Origin of the sequence: Kitasatospora sp. NPDC059827 (assembly GCF_042731675.1) — a bacterium.
Lineage (GTDB): Bacteria > Actinomycetota > Actinomycetes > Streptomycetales > Streptomycetaceae > Kitasatospora.
In genome coordinates, this window is record NZ_JBHWIV010000013.1 from 144124 (window position 1) to 160397 (window position 16274).

The window sequence follows — 16274 nt, forward strand, 5'->3', positions numbered from 1 at the left end:
GCACATCATGTGGGCAGCGCACTCCTCTGGCATACTGATGGTCGCGATCAACGAGGAATCCGCAGGTCGAGCGGGCGATGGAAGGACTTCGACATGACCAGCCCCACGCACCAGGTCGCCCTCGAATTCCTGGTGTTCGCCCGTCACCGCGACCTCGGCCAGGTCGGCAACCGCCCCGAGGGCAGCCAACTCGAGCGCAGCGCGTACATCCTGCTCAGCCGGGTCGAGGCCCAGGGGCCGATGTCCATCGGCCAGCTCAGCGACGCCTTCGGCCTGGACGTCTCCACCCTCAACCGGCAGACCGCCGGGCTCACGGGCGCCGGCCTGCTGGAGCGCATCCCCGACCCCGACGGCGGGATGGCCCGCAAGTTCCGTCTCACCGACGAGGGCCGACGCCGCCTGGACGAGGAACGCGGCGCCCACGTCCGCGCCCTCGACCTGGTGATGTCCGACTGGTCGGACGCCGACATCGCCGGCTTCGCCGACTACCTGCGCCGCTTCAACACCGGCATCGAACGCCTCGACGGACGGCCCTGGCCCCGCCCCTGAGGCCGCACCCCGCAGGGCGGTTCGCCGGGACGGCGGCCGCTGGTACGGCCACGTCGGCGCTGTCGAGTTCCTGACCGCCCGGCTCGCACGCCCAGAGGTACGTTCCAGCGGTAGTGCGGGAACGAACCGTCGGTTCGCGGTCGGCAATAATGCCCTGGTGAAGACCTGGACAGACCGCCTCCCGCAGATACCCTTCCCCTACCACGCGCTGCCGCCGGACGGTCCCTGGCTGACCCAGGAGGAGACGGCGTCCTACCTCGGCATCGGCGAGTACCACCTGAACACGTTGACGTGCGTCACCCACCGGATCGACATGGTCCGCACCACCACCGACAAGAAGTTCGCCTGCACGCGTGCCAGCGTCGAGGCCGAGAAGGAGTGGCGCGACACCGCCAAGCTCTGGCGGAAGATCCTGCGCCTGCTCCGGGACAGCCTCAAGCAGTTCTGAGGACGGCCTCGCCGAGGGCAGGTTCCGCCTGGTCAAGTGATGCCTGGCCGTGCCCGGTTGTGGGCCGTGGACCGTGGGCGGAGTGTGGCGTCGGGGGCGTCAGCGGCGGGGGAGTTCGGCGGTTCGGACGGGGCGGGAGGTGAGGGCGTGGAGGGCGCCGAGGGAGGAGAGGGCGCCGCAGGCGAGGAAGACGGGGGCTGCGCCCCAGGTGCCGATGGCGGCGCCGACCAGGGGGTAGCCGAGTGGGGCGAGGCCGACCATGGTGAGCATGACGACGGAGGTGACCCGGCCGAGGTAGGCGGGGTCGGCGGTGGTCTGGACGAGGGCGGCGTCCAGGGTGCCGAAGATGCCCGCGTTCAGGCCGACGAGTGCGGCGAGCACCGCGGCGGACCACAGGGTGGGGACCAGGCCCATGGCGGCCGCTCCGATGCTGCCCAGCAGCAGGGTGACGGCCATGGTGAGCCCGGCGCGGGGCAGTCGGCCGACGACGGCGAGCAGGGTGGCGCCGACGGTGGCGCCCGCGCCGAAGCAGGCGACTATCAGGCCGTAGCCGGACGGGCCCCAGCCGCGTTCGGCGTTGAGGAGGACCATGCCGACGTTCAGGGTGCCGGTCAGGCCGAGCTCGCAGACGGCTCCGACCAGGACCAGCGGGCCGAGCAGGCGGTGACGACGGATGTAGCGCAACCCGTCGGCGAGGTCCGCGCGGGCGGAGGTGCGGTCGGTGCGGTCGGTGGGGTCGTTGGGGGTGGTGGGTGTGGTGTCGGCCGGGGGAGGGTCGAGGGGGCGGATCCGGACCGAGAGGAGGAGGGGTAGTGAGAGGGCGAACAGGGTTCCTGCCACGGTGAAGGCGGCCGCCGGGCCGCCGAGGCCCATGGCCAGGCCGCCGATCGGCGGGCCGCCGATCTGGCCGAGGCGCATCGCGAGCGACCGCAGTCCGGTGACCCGGGCCAGCTGGTCGGGGCCGGTGATCCGGGGCGGCAGGGCGCCGACGGCGGGTACGAACAGGGCGTCCACGGCGCCGAACACCAGCGCCACCGCGACCAGCAGCCAGAGAGCGGGCGTGGCCAGGGCGATGGCGGCCGCGACGGAGAGGATGAGCAGGCAGCGCAGGGCGTCGCTGCCGAGGATCACCCGGCGGGGATCGAACCGGTCGGCGACCACTCCGCCGCCGAGCATCAGCACCGCCCGGGGCAGCGCCCCCGCAGCCATCACCAGGCCGACCTCGGCGGGCCCCGCGGCCCGCTGGGCGGACCAGCCGAGGGTGAGGAAGTAGACGCTGTCGCCCACCAGGGAGGCGGTGTAGGCGGTGAGCCAGCGCAGGACGTTCGGGTCCCGGTGGGCGGGTGCGGTCCCGGGGTCGGTGGCGGAGCGTATCGGAGGGTTCGTCTCCAGCGTGGCCATGGCGGGGCTCCGAGGGGTCGGGGCGGTCGTGGGACGGCCGGGTCAGGGACGGAACGGGAAGCCGTACACATGGACGGACACGTGTTCGCGCCCCTCGGTGGCGCCGGCCGCGCGTGCGGCCTTGCCCCGCTCCCGCCAGCGTCGGCTGAGCTCCTGCAACTCGTCGCCCAGTTCGGCGAGTTCGGCGGGCGTGAGGTCGAGCAGCCACTCGGCGGTGAAGGCGGCGTCCGTCCACTCCGCGCCCCAGGCGGAGCTCTGGTCCAGGTAGTTGCGGTACTGGGCGGCCCGGCTGTCGACCAGGCTGCGGCTGACGGCGCCGACGGCGGCCGCTCCCTCGGGGGTGCCGGAGAGGTCCGACTCGCGGAAGCTCCAGCCCTCTTCGGAGGAGACCTGCCACCAGCGCTCGCGTCCGTCGCTGCTCTGGGTGGCCGCCTCGGTGACGAAGCCGTGCTCGGCGAGCTTGCGCAGGTGGTAGTTGACCAGGGAGGGCGGATCCGAAAGGAATGTTGCGCGATGAAAACTGCGCAGTGAATATTCCTGATCTTTCCGGAGCGGAGTCTCCTAGGATCTTCGGCATGGCGACGAGACTCGTGCAGATCAACATGAAGGCCCGGGACGATGCGGCGCTCGGCCGGTTCTGGGCGGAGGTGCTCGGCTGGGGCATCGACAGCGAGGCGCCCGGCGTGACCAATCTCGAACCCGTGGGCTTCGCCTATCCCGATCCGGCGGCGGTCTGCATCGACCTCGTCGTCAGCGAGGAGCCGAAGACGGTGAAGAACCGGGTCCACCTCGACCTGGCCACCACCTCGGCCGCCCACCAGGCGGAACTGGTGGCGCGCTTGAAGGGCCTCGGCGCCACGCTCGTGGACGTGGGGCAGGGTGACGCCCCTTGGACGGTCATGGCCGATCCGGAGGGCAACGAGTTCTGCGTCCTGGAGCCCCGCGAGGTGTACCGGGACACCGGGCCGATCGCCGCGGTGGTGGTCGACTGTGCCGACCCGCGAGGAATGGCCGGGTTCTGGGGCGAGGCGATGGACTGGACGGTGCACGAGGTCACCGACGGTTTCGCGTCGATGCGTTCCGCCCGGGGCGTCGGCCCCTACCTGGAGTTCATCCGCACGTCCGATGCCAAGAGCGGGTGGAATCGCGTCCACCTCGACGTCAGCCCCTACCGCGGGGACGACCCGGCGGCGGAGGAGGCCCGGCTGCGCGCCCTGGGTGCCACCGACCCCGGGATCGACCAGTCCGCGATCTCCTGGAGGATCCTGGTCGACCCGGAGGGCAACGAGTTCTGCCTGCTCAGTCCGCGCTGAGGCGGGGTGGGGGTACCTGTCGTACTCGGGCCGGCGGCTGGTGGGAGGCGGCCGGGTGACGGGGCCGGGCGGTGAACGGTTCACCCACGATGGGATTGACGCGAACATGACGTGCGTCGTTGTCGGGCCCGGAACCGCGGTGCCAGGATCGGCGCACTGTCCGTACGAACCAATGGGAGAACCCATGAGGATGCGTACCGCTCTGCCCGTCGCCCTGCTCACCGCGGTCGGCCTGTTCGCCGGCGTCAACACCGCCACGGCGGCGGGCGGCGGCTACCCCGGCTTCCAGTGCTTCAAGACCGCCGACCGCGACGTGTACTGCAGCGACGCCAAGGTCAAGAACCACGCCACGGGCGCCGCCTGGATCGCGTCCTGCCCGGCCGACGTCGTCGCCCACATCAGCGGCAAGCCGTACATCGCGGCCTCGCGCCCCGCCTCGGCCCACAGCTGTTGATCCCCTGTAGGCGCTGACGGGTCCGCCCGGTGGACATCCGCCGGGCGGGCCCGGTCGTCTCCGGGCTCGGTGGCCCCGGGGGCCGGGTCAGCGGGTGAGGGTCGGGACGGCGCCGCCCTCGACGTGGTCGACCCGGACGCCCGGCAGGCCGCGGGACCAGGCGTCACCCACCGCGGCGAGCTCGGCACGGGGGAGCGGGGCGGGGCCGAGGCCGATCGGGAAGTGGGTGCGGCCGTCGCGGGTCCGGTACGGCTGGGGCCAGGCGTGGAGCCCGGTGGCGCCGGCCTCCTCCAGGGCGGTGAGGAGGCTGCGGAGGCGGCCGCGCGCCGGGCCGACGGACTCCTGGTCAGCGGAGACCACGGCCCAGGCGGCGTGGCGGCGGTGCAGCGGGGGCGGGGTGAGCAGGGCGGGCCAGGGGTCGGGGTCGGTGGTGGTGAGTTCCCAGGCGCGGTAGAGCTCCTCGGAGAGCTGGTCCCGGGTGTCCAGTCCCACCTGGGCGGTGCAGCTGCGGACGGGGGCGGAGGGGGTGAGCACGGTCAGCGGACCCCCGGCTGGTCCGGAGCCGGAACCTTGGGTGGTTTCCCCGGTGGCGGGTTCAGCGGTGAGGGTGACGGGTTGGCGCCAGTCCCAGGAGGCCCAGGTCTCGGTGAAGCGCTGGAACAGGTCGTCCTCGGGAGTGTCCGGCAGGTCGAGGACGGTCCGGGCCGCGAGCACCGCCCAGGCCAGCGAGGGCAGTTGACCGAACGGCGCGCCGTCCAGGCCGCGGGTCCGGGCCCAGGACTTGACCTGCCGGGCCAGTCGGACGAACCGCGGCCGTTGCTCGCCGAGCGTGGAGCGGATCGCCTCGGCGTCGGTGACCGCGCTCAGTGCGACGGCCGCAGCCTCGCCCAGTTCGGTGCGCCGGGCGACGGCCTCGGCGGGGTCGAGGGTGCCGGTGAACACCACGACGAGGTCGACGGTCAGCCCGTCCGCCTCCAGTCGCAGCCCCGGCACCCGGGCGCCGCGCACCTCGCGGAGCCGGCGGGCCTGCGGCAGGGCGGTCGCCACCCGGGCCAGCACCTCGGGCAGGTCGGCCGGGCCGGGCAGCGCCGCCACCAGGTCCAGGTCGCCGCCGTCCAGCTGGCAGCCGAGCCGCCGCGAGCCGACCCGGTGGACGACCCCCTCGGGCAGCGCGGCGGTCAGTCGGCGGGCCAACTCGTCCGCGACGGCGGTGCGTTGCGGCGGCTCGGGGTGGAGCGACACCATCGGCTCCGCCGGGAGCACCCGCACCTCGCCCGTTCCCAAGGTGACCACCGCGCGCGGGCGCATCGGCTCCTCGCCGCGGCGGGACAGCACCACCAACTCGCCGACCAGGGCTTCCGTCCCACGCAGCCGGGCGGCGCAGTCGGCGGCGACCCGCTGGGGGTCGTCGCTGCGCCCGAGGCTCAGGTGCGGGGTGTACCCCTCGGCGCGGCCCCGGCAGCGGGGGAACCGGCCTTCGAGGGCGTGCCGCAGTGCCGCCCAGGGCTCGGCCGCGGTGGCGGCCGGGTCCAGCCAGATCGTCGCGTCCTCGCGGTGGCCGAAGGTGTGTACGCCCTCCAGCCGGGCGGTGAAGGGGGCCACCTCGGCGGCGGCCGCGCCGAGCAGCGGCAGCGCGCGGTCGAACGCGGACTCCGGCACGAAGCCGAACAGCAGGTTGACGTGCGGGGGCCAGCGGTGCAGCTGCGGGTCGTAGGCGGTGCGCAGCTCCTGGATGGGCGGCCACAGCTCCTCGGGCGGCAGCCAGGCGACGGCCGTCCGGGGGGTGGGCGCGGCGTCCAGGGAGTCCGGGGAGGCGGCAGCGTCGGGGGCGAGGGCGAGGTCGACGACCAGGCCGTAGTGGTCGGAGGGGTGGAGGCCGTCGGCGGTAGGCCGGTCGCCGAGCAGGGCGGCGGCGGTGGCACCGGCCCGGTCGGCGCGGTACAGGACGCGGTCGATCCGGCCCGGGCGGCCGGTGAGGGAGGAGACGGCGGCGAGTGGGTTGACGGTCGGGTCGAAGGTGGGGGTGTCGTCGCCCCGGCCGTGCACCTGGGTCCAGGCGTCCCGGAGGCCGAGTGCGGCGGCGGGGCCGTCCGGTCCGGAGCGGGCGTCGTTGAAGTCGCCGAGCAGCAGCAGTTCTCCTTCGACACCGGCCAGGCCCTCGGCCAGCCGGGTGAGTTCGGCCTGGCGGCGGGCCGGGCCGTCCGTCGAGTGGTCGCTGCTGAGGTGGACGGCGGCGACGGTCAGCGGCGCGTCGGCGGTCCGGACGGTGACGGCCGTGACGGCCTTGTGCGGGCCCAGCGCGTGCCGGCCGGCCTCCAGGACGGGGAGACGGCTGAGCACCAGCAGGCCGTGCTCGGGCACGTCGCGACCGGAGGGGTCGGTGCCGAGGACGTAGCGCTCACGGACCCAGGGCTCCGCCAGCAGCTGGACGACCAGGGCGGGCTCGACCTCCTGGAGCGCGATGACGTCGGCGTCGGTGGCCGCCAGCTCGGCGAGCAGCAGCGGTCGGCGGCGGGCGGTGGCGATCCGGTCGGCGTCGTAGCGGTCCCACAGGGTGTTCCAGGTGACCACGCGCAGGGTGGCGGTGGCGGTGGCAGCGCTGGTGGCGGGAGTGCTGGCGGCGGGTGTGCCGGTGACGGCGGTCGGGCCGGTTCCGCCCGCGGTGCCGTCTGCGGTGTGGTGGGGCTGCCAGCCGCCGTCCGGCCGCCAGGCGTACGGGGTGGTGGCGGTGAAGAAGGGCGCGGGCAGGTGGCGCGGTTCGGCGCGGTGCCCGGCCTCGGTGGTGTCGAGGTCGTCCACACCGGTGGTGCGGTCCCACACCACCACGCCGTCGGCCTCGACCTGGTACACCCGGTGCCAGGGGATCTCGCCGGATGCCAGGAAGGCCTCCAGCGGGACGCGCGCGATGCGGTCGTCGCGCTGGCGCACGCCCAGGGTGAACCGGGCCGGGTCGAAGCGGGCGTCCCAGCGGATCCGCTGGCAGACCTGTTCGATGGGGCGCATCAGTCCTCCTCGGAGTCGAGCGTGCCCGCCGTGTCCTCCACGGTGCCACCGGGGCCGACGTACCAGGTGCGGTGCGCCTGGCCGGGGTAGGGCGGGTTGAAGCGGTGCAGTTGGGCGGAGAGCACCTCGGGCGGCACCGGGTGCGGGCGGACGGTGTTGCGGCGCAGCAGTTCCTGCTCGCCGACCAGCAGCACCACCTGGGTGACCAGGGCGTCGCGGCGCCGGGCGGTGCCGTGGACGTGGGAGCGCTGCTCGCGGTTGAGCGAGGTGGCGTCCCAGACCACGGTGGCGGCCCGGTCGGCCAGGGCGGAGTCCAGCCGGGCCATGGCGGTGCGCAGCACCTCGGGGTTGTTGCGCTGGTCGGCGCGCGAGCCGCGGGCGGCGCGCAGGTCGTCCAGGCTGATCCGGGCCGAGACGCCGGGGAGGGCGGCCGCGAAGGTGCTCTTGCCGCTGCCGGACGGGCCGCTCAGGTGGACCAGCCGGGGGAAGCGGCCGTCGCGCCAGCGCCAGGTGGCGGCCACCGCCTCCTCGACGGTGCTGATCCGGCCGAGGGCGTAGGCCTCGCGGGCCTGGGCCCAGCAGCGGTCGGCGGCGTCGGGTGCGTCGGCGGCGAGCTCGGCGAGGGCCTCGCGCAGACCTGTGCGCAGCCAGGCCAGCGGGTCGGGGTCGAGCAGTCCGGCGTCCTCGGCGTGCAGGGCCGACCAGGCGACCTGCTCGCGCTCGGCGGGCCCGGGGGCGGTGGCCGCGGCTACCGCGTGCAGCACCCCGAGGTCGGCGGCGCTCGCGAGCCGGACCAGCCCGGCGCGGCGCTCGGCGTCCGGGTACGGCTGTCGGAGGCCGGGGTGCAGTCCGACCAGGTCGGCGACCCGGCGGGCCAGGGGCAGGCCCAGGCGGTCGGCGAGTCGGGGCGCGAGCGACTCCCGGCGGGCGGAGCGCAGCGCGGTGGCCAGCACGCCGGCCAGTCGGGCGTCGCCGGTGCGGCCGAGCTCGTCGAGGCGGGCGGAGACGTCGGCCAGCTCCTCCGACCGGCGGTCGGGGCCGGGTGCGGTCGGGGCTCCGGGCTCGGGCGCAGGAGCGGATGCGGGTGTGGGAGAGGGCACGGACACGGTGTTGAGTTCGGGTAGGTCCAAGGCCTCGGCCAGCAACGGGAGTTCCGGCAGTCGGCCGGACCTGATGTCCCAGAGCGGGGCGTCGGGACCGAGGCCGTTCTCCACCACGGCGGCGTACATCCAGTGGGTGTCGGTCCGTACGTGCTGCGGGCGGACCCACTTGGCGACCCGCACGCCGAACTCGCCCCGGGGGAAGCCCCGGACGGTCCGGACCACGTAGCCCTCCTGACGGTCGAGGTCCAGGCGCAGGGCGCGCAGGGCCCGTTCGTCGAAGCGGCCGCGCCAGAGCACCCGGGGCGTGGGGATGCCGAGGCGGCGCAGGAAACGCACGGTGGCGTCCCAGTCGAGGCACTCGTCCCGGTCCGTCCAGACCGAGAAGCCGTAGAACCAGCTGTCCAGGTCGGTGTACGGGATGGAGTGCCGGGCGAACAGGTTCTCGCCGCAGATCCGCCAGCCGTCCGGGATGCGGGCGCCGACCCGGTTCTGCAGGCCCTTGACCCAGGCGCGGGAGGGGTGGTGAGCGGAGTCCAGCGAGCGGGCGTGCAGCCCGTCGGGGTAGAGGGTGGTGTTCTCGCCGTCCAGCTTCTCGGTGACCACGATCTCCGCCCCGGCCAGGGCGGAGACGTCCCCGGTCCGTACGTCGTCCGCCGCAGCCCCCGGTGACCAGGGGAGATGCGGCGTCCGGGGGTAGTGCACACGCATGCTCGGCTCCCTGAACGTCCTTGATCCGGCGGCCACTGTAGGAGCCGCTGGGACGGGAGGGCCACCGATTAAAGCTGCTGGTGGGGGCTTTGACGGGACTGCTGCCGGGGGTTCGGTCGGGTACGGGGTCGGGAGGGGCCGGTGCGGGTCGGGGATCACCGGTGCGGGTTGGGATCAGTCGATGCGGTGCTCCTGCCAGAAGGGCGTCAGGTCGACGGACGTCGCGGCCTGGGCGGCGGCCTTGAACTCGGCGGTGGTGGAGACGCCGAACCAGTGGGCGTGGACGTAGTCGTGCAGCAGCGCGGACATCGTGTCCGTGCCGATCAGCCGGCGCAGTTCGTGCAGGGCGCAGGAGCCGTGGTCGTAGATGACCGCCTCGTAGCGGTCGGGGTGGGTGTCCCAGTAGCTCATCGGGTTGGTGAGGCGTTCGGCCGGACTACGGAAGGGGGTCGCGGCGGTGCAGCCCTCCTTCGTCCGGCCCATCTCGACGTCCATGGCGTACTCGGCGAAGGACTCGTCCAGCCAGGGTGCGCGGTACTGGTCGTCACCGACGATGCCGTACCACCACTGGTGCGCCAGCTCGTGGATGACGGCGGAGGGGCGGATCCGGTCGAGGACGAAGGCCGGGTACTCCATGCCGCCGAACTCGAAGGCGTCGTCCAGGACGGTGGCGACGTCCCCGTACGGGTAGGGGCCGTAGCGGGCGGAGTGGTCGTCGATGGTCCGCAGGGAGAGGTCCAGCATCGCGCGGGCGTCCTCGGCGGAGACGCTGCTGACCGAGTAGACGGCGACCCGGACGCCGTCGCCGGACCGGCCCTCGATCCGGTGGAACGGCCCGGCGGCCCAGGCGAACTCGCGGACCTGCCGGGCGCCGATCCGGGTGACCGTGCGGCCCGGGCCGCCGGGGGTGTCGACGGCGGTGCCGGTGGCGGGCACTAGGACCTCGGTGGGGTGGTCGAGGGTGACGGCGAAGTCGGAGGCGAGGCCGTAGAACGACTCGCCGAGCTCGCTGTACGGGTCCAGGTGCCAGCCCGATCCGTCGCGGACGGCGAGAACGGGCAGGGCGTTGCCGATGAAGCTGAACGCGCCGTCCCGGCCGAAGCGGTCGAGGCCGTCGGGGACGTCGACGCCGAGGTCGAACTCGACCGTGCCGGAGGCGCCCTGGCGCAGTGGGTGGGCCAACGGGACGCGCAGCGCGGTGCAGTCGACCTCGGCGGTGCCGTCCAGACCGGTCACCCGGACGGACGGGGTCGCGCAGCCGCCGCGGAAGTTGTCCCAGAGGCGCAGGTGGACCTCGTGCAGGGGCTCGGGCGAGGTGTTGGTGAAGACGATCCGCTCGTGGCCGCGCCAGTGCGCGCCGGTGGCGTCGCTGCTCAACTCCACGGTGTAGGCGGGGGCGCTGGGGGTGGGGGTCGGATCGGCGGGGGCGCGGCCGGGTGGCGCGGCGCCCACCGACAGGAGCACGGTGAGGACGGCGAGCAGGGGGAGGAGGCGCCGTGCGGCGGAGGGCGCACCGGGCCGGTCGAGGAGTCGTCGGACGGTGGTGGTGAACCGGGCGGACGTGACCGGTCGGAGGGGTGGGCCGGTGGACTTCATCATGGAGGACCTCGGAAACCTCGGGGACGTCGGGAGCAGGGCCGCAGGCGCGGGTGCCGGAGGGGTGGTCAGCGCGCACGTCGCCGGCCCGACGCGCTGTGCCGGGCGGCCCGCCGGGTGGGCAGCGCGTCGCCGGCACCGAGCCTGAGAACGGCCTCCACCGGCCGGGGGACACGCGGCAACCCTCCGTCGGGGTGATCCGGCCTGGTCAGCGGCGCGTCTGGTCGGCTCCCGAGGACTCGGCCAGCAGCCGCAGCAGAGCGTCGGCGACCTGGGCCGCGCCGGCCGTGCCGACCGCGTTCGTCAACGCCGTCCAGTCCGGGGCGGGTGGAGCCGTGGCAGCCCCGGAGGCCAGCCGTTTGAGCTTCTCGACCAGGCCCTCCCGTACGGCCGCGGCCGTACGGTGGCGGCCGAGGTCGGCGGCGCGGGCGATGCCGCCGTGGATCAGGTCGAGGGCCTTGCCCGCGCCGTGGGCGCGCAGGGCCAGTGCCTCCTCCTCGTCGAACACCTCCGGGGGCCAGCGGAGGCGGACGTCGGCGCCGAGTGCCCGGCTGTGGAAGCGGCCGTTGAAGATCTGGCTGAGGTTCTGCGGCGGCAGGCAGAGCGTGGGGGTGCCGAGGTGCCCGGCCTCCAGCAGGGTGGTCAGCCCGGGGGAGGTGAGCAGGACGTCGCAGTCGGCGAGGCGGTGCAGGAAGTCCTGGTGGCGGAGGGCACCGACGGTGGTCACGGGCGGGTGGGCGCAGGAGTCGACCAGCTGCGCGGCCAGCCAGGCCGGCAGGTTGCCCGCGACGTGCACCTCGGTGACCCCGCTCGCGGTCAGTGCCTCCAGCGCGGCGGGCAGCACGAGCTGGGGATAGCTCGCCCAGTCCGTGAGGTGGGGCGCGCGCAGCCCGCCGAGGTTGAGCAGGGCGCGCCGGGGGTGGGGCGTGGGAGGGCTGCTGCGGGTGGTGCCGCCGTCGGCGATCACGGCGTCCACCCAGCGCAGCCGATGCACGTCGGCCAGCACCCCGGCCCCCTCCGGCGGCAGTTCCACGCACCGCTGGGCGCAGTACACCTCGGCGTCCAGCGGGAGGTCGGGCCGGTCGCCGTCCGTCCAGAGGAACGGCAGGCTGTCCACGAACACCACCGGCACTCCGCAGGCCCGCAACGCCTTCGCCAGCACGCCGTCCAGCACCACCAGTGCCGCCTGCACCTGCTGCGCCCGGACGATCCGGCCCAGCTCCTGGTCGGACCGCTCGTCCGGGAGGTCGAACCAGCGCTCCACCGGCTGTTCGGCGAGCAGCGGTCTGCCCAACCCGGAGGCGAGGCCGATGAATCTCAGCCGCCCGGTGCTGTGGGCCCGGAGGGCGGACAGGACCGCGCTCAACTTCCCCGAACTGCCCCAGCCGAACTCGACCCCGGCCACGGCGACCGTCGTGGTGCCCGCCGTCGTGGTCCCTGCCCTCGTGATCCCCGTCCTCGCCCGCATCCGTGTCAACTCCCCCGCCCGTACCGGATCTTCTGTCGCTCCGCATTCGTACCAGGCGTTCGGAGAAGGGGCGGTTCGACTACCTACGGAAAAGCGAGACCTAACCACCCCGAAAGGTGAAGTTCCCGCTCGGTGCATTGACGGATGGATGGGGGGAGGTGCGGATGGACGAACGGATGGGCAGGCGGGCAGGCGGCCGGCCGGGCGGTGGCTGCGCGACCGGCCGCACTCAGGCCGTGCTCACGCCCTTCCGTGGGGCTGTTCCGGTGGGCGTGACGCGTCGTCATGCGAGGTCCGCGAGTCCCGCTCCGCCGCCTCGGCGAGGCGCTTGATGTGCGCCAGCCGGCGGTCCCAGTCGGCGGCGAGCGAGGCCATCCAACGCGCCGTAGAGTCGAGCGCCGCGGGCCGCACCGTGTAGCGCACCTCGCGCCCGATGCGGTCGCCGCTCACCAGCCCGGCGGCGTCCAGGACGGCGAGGTGCTTGACCACGGCCTGGCGCGAGACGGGAAGGTGTCGGGCGAGCGTCGTCGCGGTGGCCTCGCCCTGCGCGCCGATCAGTTCGAGCAGCCGGCGTCGCGTCGGGTCGGCCAGGGCCGTGAGGACGGTGTCGACCGCCTCGGCGGGGCCGTGGGGTTCGTCGGTCACGTGGCGGGCTGTTCGGCGCGCGTCCTGAGCGCGTCGAGCTCCTGGCGCCAGCCGCCGGTGTTGTCCTCGACCGCCTTGCCGCGCAGTTCCTCGGAGCCGGCCAGTGCCGCGAAGCCGCTCTCGACCACGCGCAGCCGCGTCCTGCCGTCCTCCGGGGTCAGCGTGAACTCCACGAGGGTGCTGTTGTCCTCGCGCAGTTCCTCCCCGGGGAACGCGCTGGCCCAGCGGTAGGCCAGGTAGGTCGGCGGCTCGACCTTCTCCACGCGTACCGGGAAGTCGCCGTACTCCGGGTTCCTGGCCACCAGCTCCTCGCCCTCCCTGGCCACGGTGCCGGGCAGGCTCGCCTTGTCGGCGACCCAGAAGCCGGGCTCGGCCACCAGGGACCAGACCCGCTCCAGGGGCGCCTCGATCAGGGTCTCGCGTTCGATCCGGTCCTCGCTCATGAGGGGGCTCCTTCCATCGCGGACAGTGGATGCAACTCCAGAGTTGCACGTCGCACTGCCGAGTGCAACCCGAGGGTTGCACCTCGCGAGGGCTCGGCGCCGAGGAGCTCGGCCCTCGCCCTGCCGCGGCCGGCTACCGCCCGGGGGTGGCCTCCTCGATGGCCGCGAGCAGGCGGGTGTGGACGGCGGTGGCGGCCGCGCGGGTGGCCGGGTCCTGGTCCTTCAACAACGGGGTGATCAGCTCGGCGGCCGCGGCGAGGACCGGCACGGGCACGGTCGCCTCGCGCAGGTGGAGGAGCTGGGAGGCGGCCCGCTCGCCGGGCGTGGCCTGGGTGCGGGCGTCGGGGATGAGGGCGGTGAGGCCCCGGGGGAGCGGCTGAGTGCTGGTCACCCGCCCCATTCTTCCGTGCCCCGACAGTCGCTGGCCCCCATGGCCGGTCGGCACGGCCGGTCGGCGGCGGCCGCACGGGCCGGCCCCGGTCGCGATAACTCCTCGTCGGGAGAGGCGCTCGATGCCATGCTGTGCGAATGTCTGACGCATCGTATGAAGAGAATGTCGCTCCGATACCCGCCACGGAGGCGGCTCCGCCCGAGCCTGCGCAGGAGCCCCGGCTCCGCCCCTGGAAGGCCCCGGCGGTGTTCGCGGCTGCCGGACTCGTGGTCGGCGCCGGCGCCGTCGGACTGGCCTGGGGCCTGTCCGGGCCCGGGGACGACGAGTCCTTCACGCTGGTGGGCCAGGCGCGGATCAGCACCTCCGACCCCACCAAGTCGGGTACCTGCAACGGCGCCAGGGGCTTGGACGACGTGGACAAGGACGCCCTGGTGACCGTTCGCGACTCGGCGGGCCGGGTGGTGGCGACCGGCGTCCTGGGGCAGGGCGAGTACCACGACTCCGCCTGCCGGTTCCCGATCGTGCTGCCCGACGTGCCGGGCGGTTCGGACTCCTACTCGGTGCAGGTGCTCTGGCACCCGAGGACGAAGGTCACGAACGAAGAGGCGCGAACGGGCGGCCTCGTGATCGATCTCAAGTGATCGGTCTGCACTGATCGGCCCCGAGTGATCGGTCCCAACTGATCGGTCTCGACTGATCGATCCCGAGCAGCGTCCGGGGCGGGCGACGTCAGTCCTCGAACACCCGCCTCAACTTTCCGAGCGCGGACTCGATCTCCGCCATGTCCGCGGCCGAGAGCTTCGCGACGTAGGCGTCGTGGAGCTCCCGCTCGTACCGGAGCACGGCCTGTCGGTAGGCCGCGCCGCGGGCCTCCAGGCAGAGGACGTGGACGCGTCCGTCCTGGGGGCTGCGCTGCCGGGAGAGGTAGCCGTCCTCCTCCAGGCGCGCCAGGTGCTGGCTGACGGCGCCCCTGGACACGCCCAGGCGTTCGGCCAGGTCCTTGGGGGTGATGCCCGGGTCGGCCACGATCCGCCCGAGCACGAGGTGCTGTTGGGCGGTGAGCCCGAAGTCGCCGTAGCGGGGCGCGTGCCGTTCCGAGAGGAGCCACAGGTCCGTGAAGAGCTGCTCGATCCGGGCGCTGCGGGCGTGCAGGTCGGCGCTGTCGGGTCTTTCTCCGGTGTCCATCGGGCCCGTCAGTCCGTAGTGGGCGGCTGCTCGGCGGCGCGGCTGCGCCTCCTGAGCCCCAGGCGGGACCGGACCGCCCGGACGGCCTCCTTGCCGACGCCCGCCATGCCGATGAGGGCGCAGGTCTCGGCGACCACGAGCGTCCCGCCGAAGGCGGCGGCCTTGGTGCCGGAGTCCAGCGGGAGGAAGAGGATGACGAGGACGGCCACGTAGGTCAGGGCGCTCAGGACGAGGAGCGCGATGCCGATCCTGAACCTGAGCGGCTTCTTCTGGGGTGCTGAGGTCGCCGGGGTCGCAGTCATGGAAATAGTTTAGAAATCTAAATCATCCGTGGTCAAGGACCCCGACGGGCTCCGGGCCGAGGGGTGGTCGGAAAAGGGTTTGGCGGGGCGGCCGGGAAATCTTGTATGGTTCTTCGCGAATCATCCAGAGGGGTGGAGGGACCGGCCCTACGAAGCCCCGGCAACTCCCCGTTCGACCCGGCGTCCGAAGTACGCGCCGTGCCGTCCGGGGTCAGTGCCAACTCCGGCCTGTCGCCAACGTGGCGCGGGGAAGATGAGGAGACACGGTGCTCTCAGTGCTGTCCTTCGCCCGGGCGCTTCCCGCCCCGGCCCTTTCGCGTACCCGTTTCGTGCTCGGCGCAGGCGATCTGCTGTTCCCGCAGGCCTGTTTCCGCTGACCACCCCGCTCCCACCCCACCGGAGCGCCCGTGAGCCGTACCCACCCGTCGCTCACGGGATCTGAGACTGGAGTACCCGTCCATGGAGAACACGAGCGGCGTCGGCGTGCTCGACAAGATCACCTCGATCCTCGGCACCCTGGAGGCCGGTCCGGCCACCTTGGCCGGGCTGGTCGACGCCACCGGGCTGGCCCGGCCGACCGCCCACCGGATCGCCGTCGCACTGGAGCACCACCGGCTGCTCGGCCGGGACCTCCAGGGCCGGTTCGTCCTCGGCCCGCGGCTCGCCGAGCTCTCGGCGGCGGCCGGTGAAGACCGCCTGCTGGCCGCCGCCGGCACGGTCCTCACCCACCTGCGCGACGTCACCGGCGAGACCGCCCAGCTGTACCGCCGGCAGGGCGAGGTCCGGATCTGCGTGGCGGCCGCCGAACGCCTCTTCGGCCTGCGGGACACCGTGCCGGTGGGCCTCGCGCTGCCGATGAAGGTCGGGTCCGCGGCCCAGGTCCTGCTGGCCTGGGAGGAGCCCGAGCGGCTCCACCGCGGGCTCCAGGGCGCCCGGTTCACCGCCACCGCGCTGAGCGGGGTGCGGCGCCGGGGGTGGGCCCAGTCGATCGGCGAGCGCGAGCCCGGTGTGGCCTCCGTCTCTGCGCCCGTGCGGGGCCCGGCCGGCCGGGTGGTGGCCGCCGTTTCCGTCTCGGGGCCGATCGAACGGCTCAGCCGGCACCCGGGGGCCCGCCTCTCCCAGGCCGTCATCGAGGCGGCGGGCCACCTCACGGACGCGCTGAACCGGCCCTGACCGGGGCCGGCTGACATGGGGTGACCGGTCCGGCGCCCGGCCCGGACCGGACCTGAGCGCTCGGGGTCGGGCGGCCGCCGGCGCGGAGCTCC

16 protein-coding genes, 1 pseudogene and 1 riboswitch are annotated in these 16274 nt (G+C 74.0%); of the genes and pseudogenes, 6 read left to right on the forward strand and 11 right to left on the reverse strand.

Annotated elements, in window-relative coordinates; genetic code table 11:
• Positions 1-93: 93 nt before the first annotated feature.
• Together ACFV8H_RS11575 and ACFV8H_RS11580 are read left to right on the forward strand one after the other, a co-directional pair.
• Positions 94-549 carry a MarR family winged helix-turn-helix transcriptional regulator gene (locus ACFV8H_RS11575; RefSeq protein ID WP_380398650.1) on the forward strand — a complete coding sequence of 152 codons (456 nt, stop codon included), beginning with the start codon at positions 94-96 and terminating at the stop codon, positions 547-549.
• Positions 550-706: 157 nt separating this feature from the next.
• Positions 707-997, forward strand: coding sequence for a hypothetical protein (locus ACFV8H_RS11580; RefSeq protein ID WP_380398652.1), 291 nt, complete (start codon positions 707-709; stop codon positions 995-997).
• A 99-nt stretch (positions 998-1096) separates the two neighbouring features.
• On the opposite strand, the gene ACFV8H_RS11585 is transcribed toward ACFV8H_RS11580, so the two are convergent.
• Together ACFV8H_RS11585 and ACFV8H_RS11590 are read right to left on the reverse strand one after the other, a co-directional pair.
• A complete protein-coding gene (locus ACFV8H_RS11585; protein ID WP_380398654.1) occupies positions 1097-2398 on the reverse strand; it encodes an MFS transporter in 1302 nt (433 codons plus the stop codon).
• 42 nt (positions 2399-2440) lie between these two features.
• Positions 2441-2890: pseudogene (locus ACFV8H_RS11590) on the reverse strand (transcriptional regulator); the annotation flags it as partial.
• An 83-nt stretch (positions 2891-2973) separates the two neighbouring features.
• On the opposite strand from ACFV8H_RS11590, the gene ACFV8H_RS11595 reads away from it, so the two are divergent.
• Both ACFV8H_RS11595 and ACFV8H_RS11600 read left to right on the forward strand, forming a co-directional pair.
• Positions 2974-3711: a VOC family protein gene (locus tag ACFV8H_RS11595; protein WP_380398655.1), complete on the forward strand. Its 738-nt coding sequence runs from the start codon at positions 2974-2976 to the stop codon at positions 3709-3711.
• 184 nt (positions 3712-3895) lie between these two features.
• Entirely contained in the window at positions 3896-4165 is a 270-nt protein-coding gene (locus tag ACFV8H_RS11600) for a hypothetical protein (protein WP_360232567.1), read from the forward strand.
• Positions 4166-4252: 87 nt separating this feature from the next.
• Here ACFV8H_RS11600 and ACFV8H_RS11605 read toward each other — a convergent pair whose 3' ends face one another.
• From ACFV8H_RS11605 to ACFV8H_RS11635, 7 genes are all read right to left on the reverse strand, one after another.
• Complete coding sequence (locus ACFV8H_RS11605; protein ID WP_380398657.1) at positions 4253-7168, reverse strand: poly(A) polymerase; 2916 nt, start codon at positions 7166-7168, stop codon at positions 4253-4255.
• On the reverse strand, positions 7168-8979 hold the full coding sequence (locus ACFV8H_RS11610; RefSeq protein WP_380398659.1) for an RNA ligase family protein: 1812 nt from the start codon (positions 8977-8979) through the stop codon (positions 7168-7170). Before ACFV8H_RS11610 ends, ACFV8H_RS11605 begins: the two co-directional genes overlap by 1 nt.
• Before the next feature lie 174 nt (positions 8980-9153).
• Positions 9154-10578, reverse strand: a complete 1425-nt coding sequence (locus ACFV8H_RS11615) for a M1 family metallopeptidase (RefSeq protein WP_380398661.1) — start codon at positions 10576-10578, stop codon at positions 9154-9156.
• A 205-nt stretch (positions 10579-10783) separates the two neighbouring features.
• The gene (locus ACFV8H_RS11620; RefSeq protein WP_380398663.1) at positions 10784-12043 is read right to left on the reverse strand and encodes a hydroxymethylcytosylglucuronate/cytosylglucuronate synthase; all 1260 of its coding nucleotides are present in this window, start codon (positions 12041-12043) and stop codon (positions 10784-10786) included.
• Between the two features lie 240 nt (positions 12044-12283).
• Positions 12284-12688, reverse strand: coding sequence for an ArsR/SmtB family transcription factor (locus ACFV8H_RS11625; protein ID WP_380398665.1), 405 nt, complete (start codon positions 12686-12688; stop codon positions 12284-12286).
• Positions 12685-13131: an SRPBCC domain-containing protein gene (locus tag ACFV8H_RS11630; RefSeq protein ID WP_380398667.1), complete on the reverse strand. Its 447-nt coding sequence runs from the start codon at positions 13129-13131 to the stop codon at positions 12685-12687. Before ACFV8H_RS11630 ends, ACFV8H_RS11625 begins: the two co-directional genes overlap by 4 nt.
• A gap of 133 nt (positions 13132-13264) precedes the next feature.
• Positions 13265-13522: a hypothetical protein gene (locus ACFV8H_RS11635; protein WP_380398668.1), complete on the reverse strand. Its 258-nt coding sequence runs from the start codon at positions 13520-13522 to the stop codon at positions 13265-13267.
• Positions 13523-13767: 245 nt separating this feature from the next.
• On the opposite strand from ACFV8H_RS11635, the gene ACFV8H_RS11640 reads away from it, so the two are divergent.
• Positions 13768-14163 (forward strand): hypothetical protein, encoded by a 396-nt coding sequence (locus tag ACFV8H_RS11640; protein ID WP_380398670.1) that lies wholly within the window; start codon positions 13768-13770, stop codon positions 14161-14163.
• 88 nt (positions 14164-14251) lie between these two features.
• On the opposite strand, the gene ACFV8H_RS11645 is transcribed toward ACFV8H_RS11640, so the two are convergent.
• Positions 14252-14707: a MarR family winged helix-turn-helix transcriptional regulator gene (locus ACFV8H_RS11645; RefSeq protein WP_380398672.1), complete on the reverse strand. Its 456-nt coding sequence runs from the start codon at positions 14705-14707 to the stop codon at positions 14252-14254.
• An 8-nt stretch (positions 14708-14715) separates the two neighbouring features.
• On the reverse strand, positions 14716-15009 hold the full coding sequence (locus ACFV8H_RS11650) for a transporter suffix domain-containing protein (protein WP_380398674.1): 294 nt from the start codon (positions 15007-15009) through the stop codon (positions 14716-14718).
• 117 nt (positions 15010-15126) lie between these two features.
• Positions 15127-15269, forward strand: a riboswitch (SAM riboswitch).
• Between the two features lie 199 nt (positions 15270-15468).
• Here ACFV8H_RS11650 and ACFV8H_RS11655 point away from each other — a divergent pair.
• A complete protein-coding gene (locus ACFV8H_RS11655) occupies positions 15469-16182 on the forward strand; it encodes an IclR family transcriptional regulator (RefSeq protein ID WP_380398676.1) in 714 nt (237 codons plus the stop codon).
• Positions 16183-16274 lie beyond the last annotated feature (92 nt).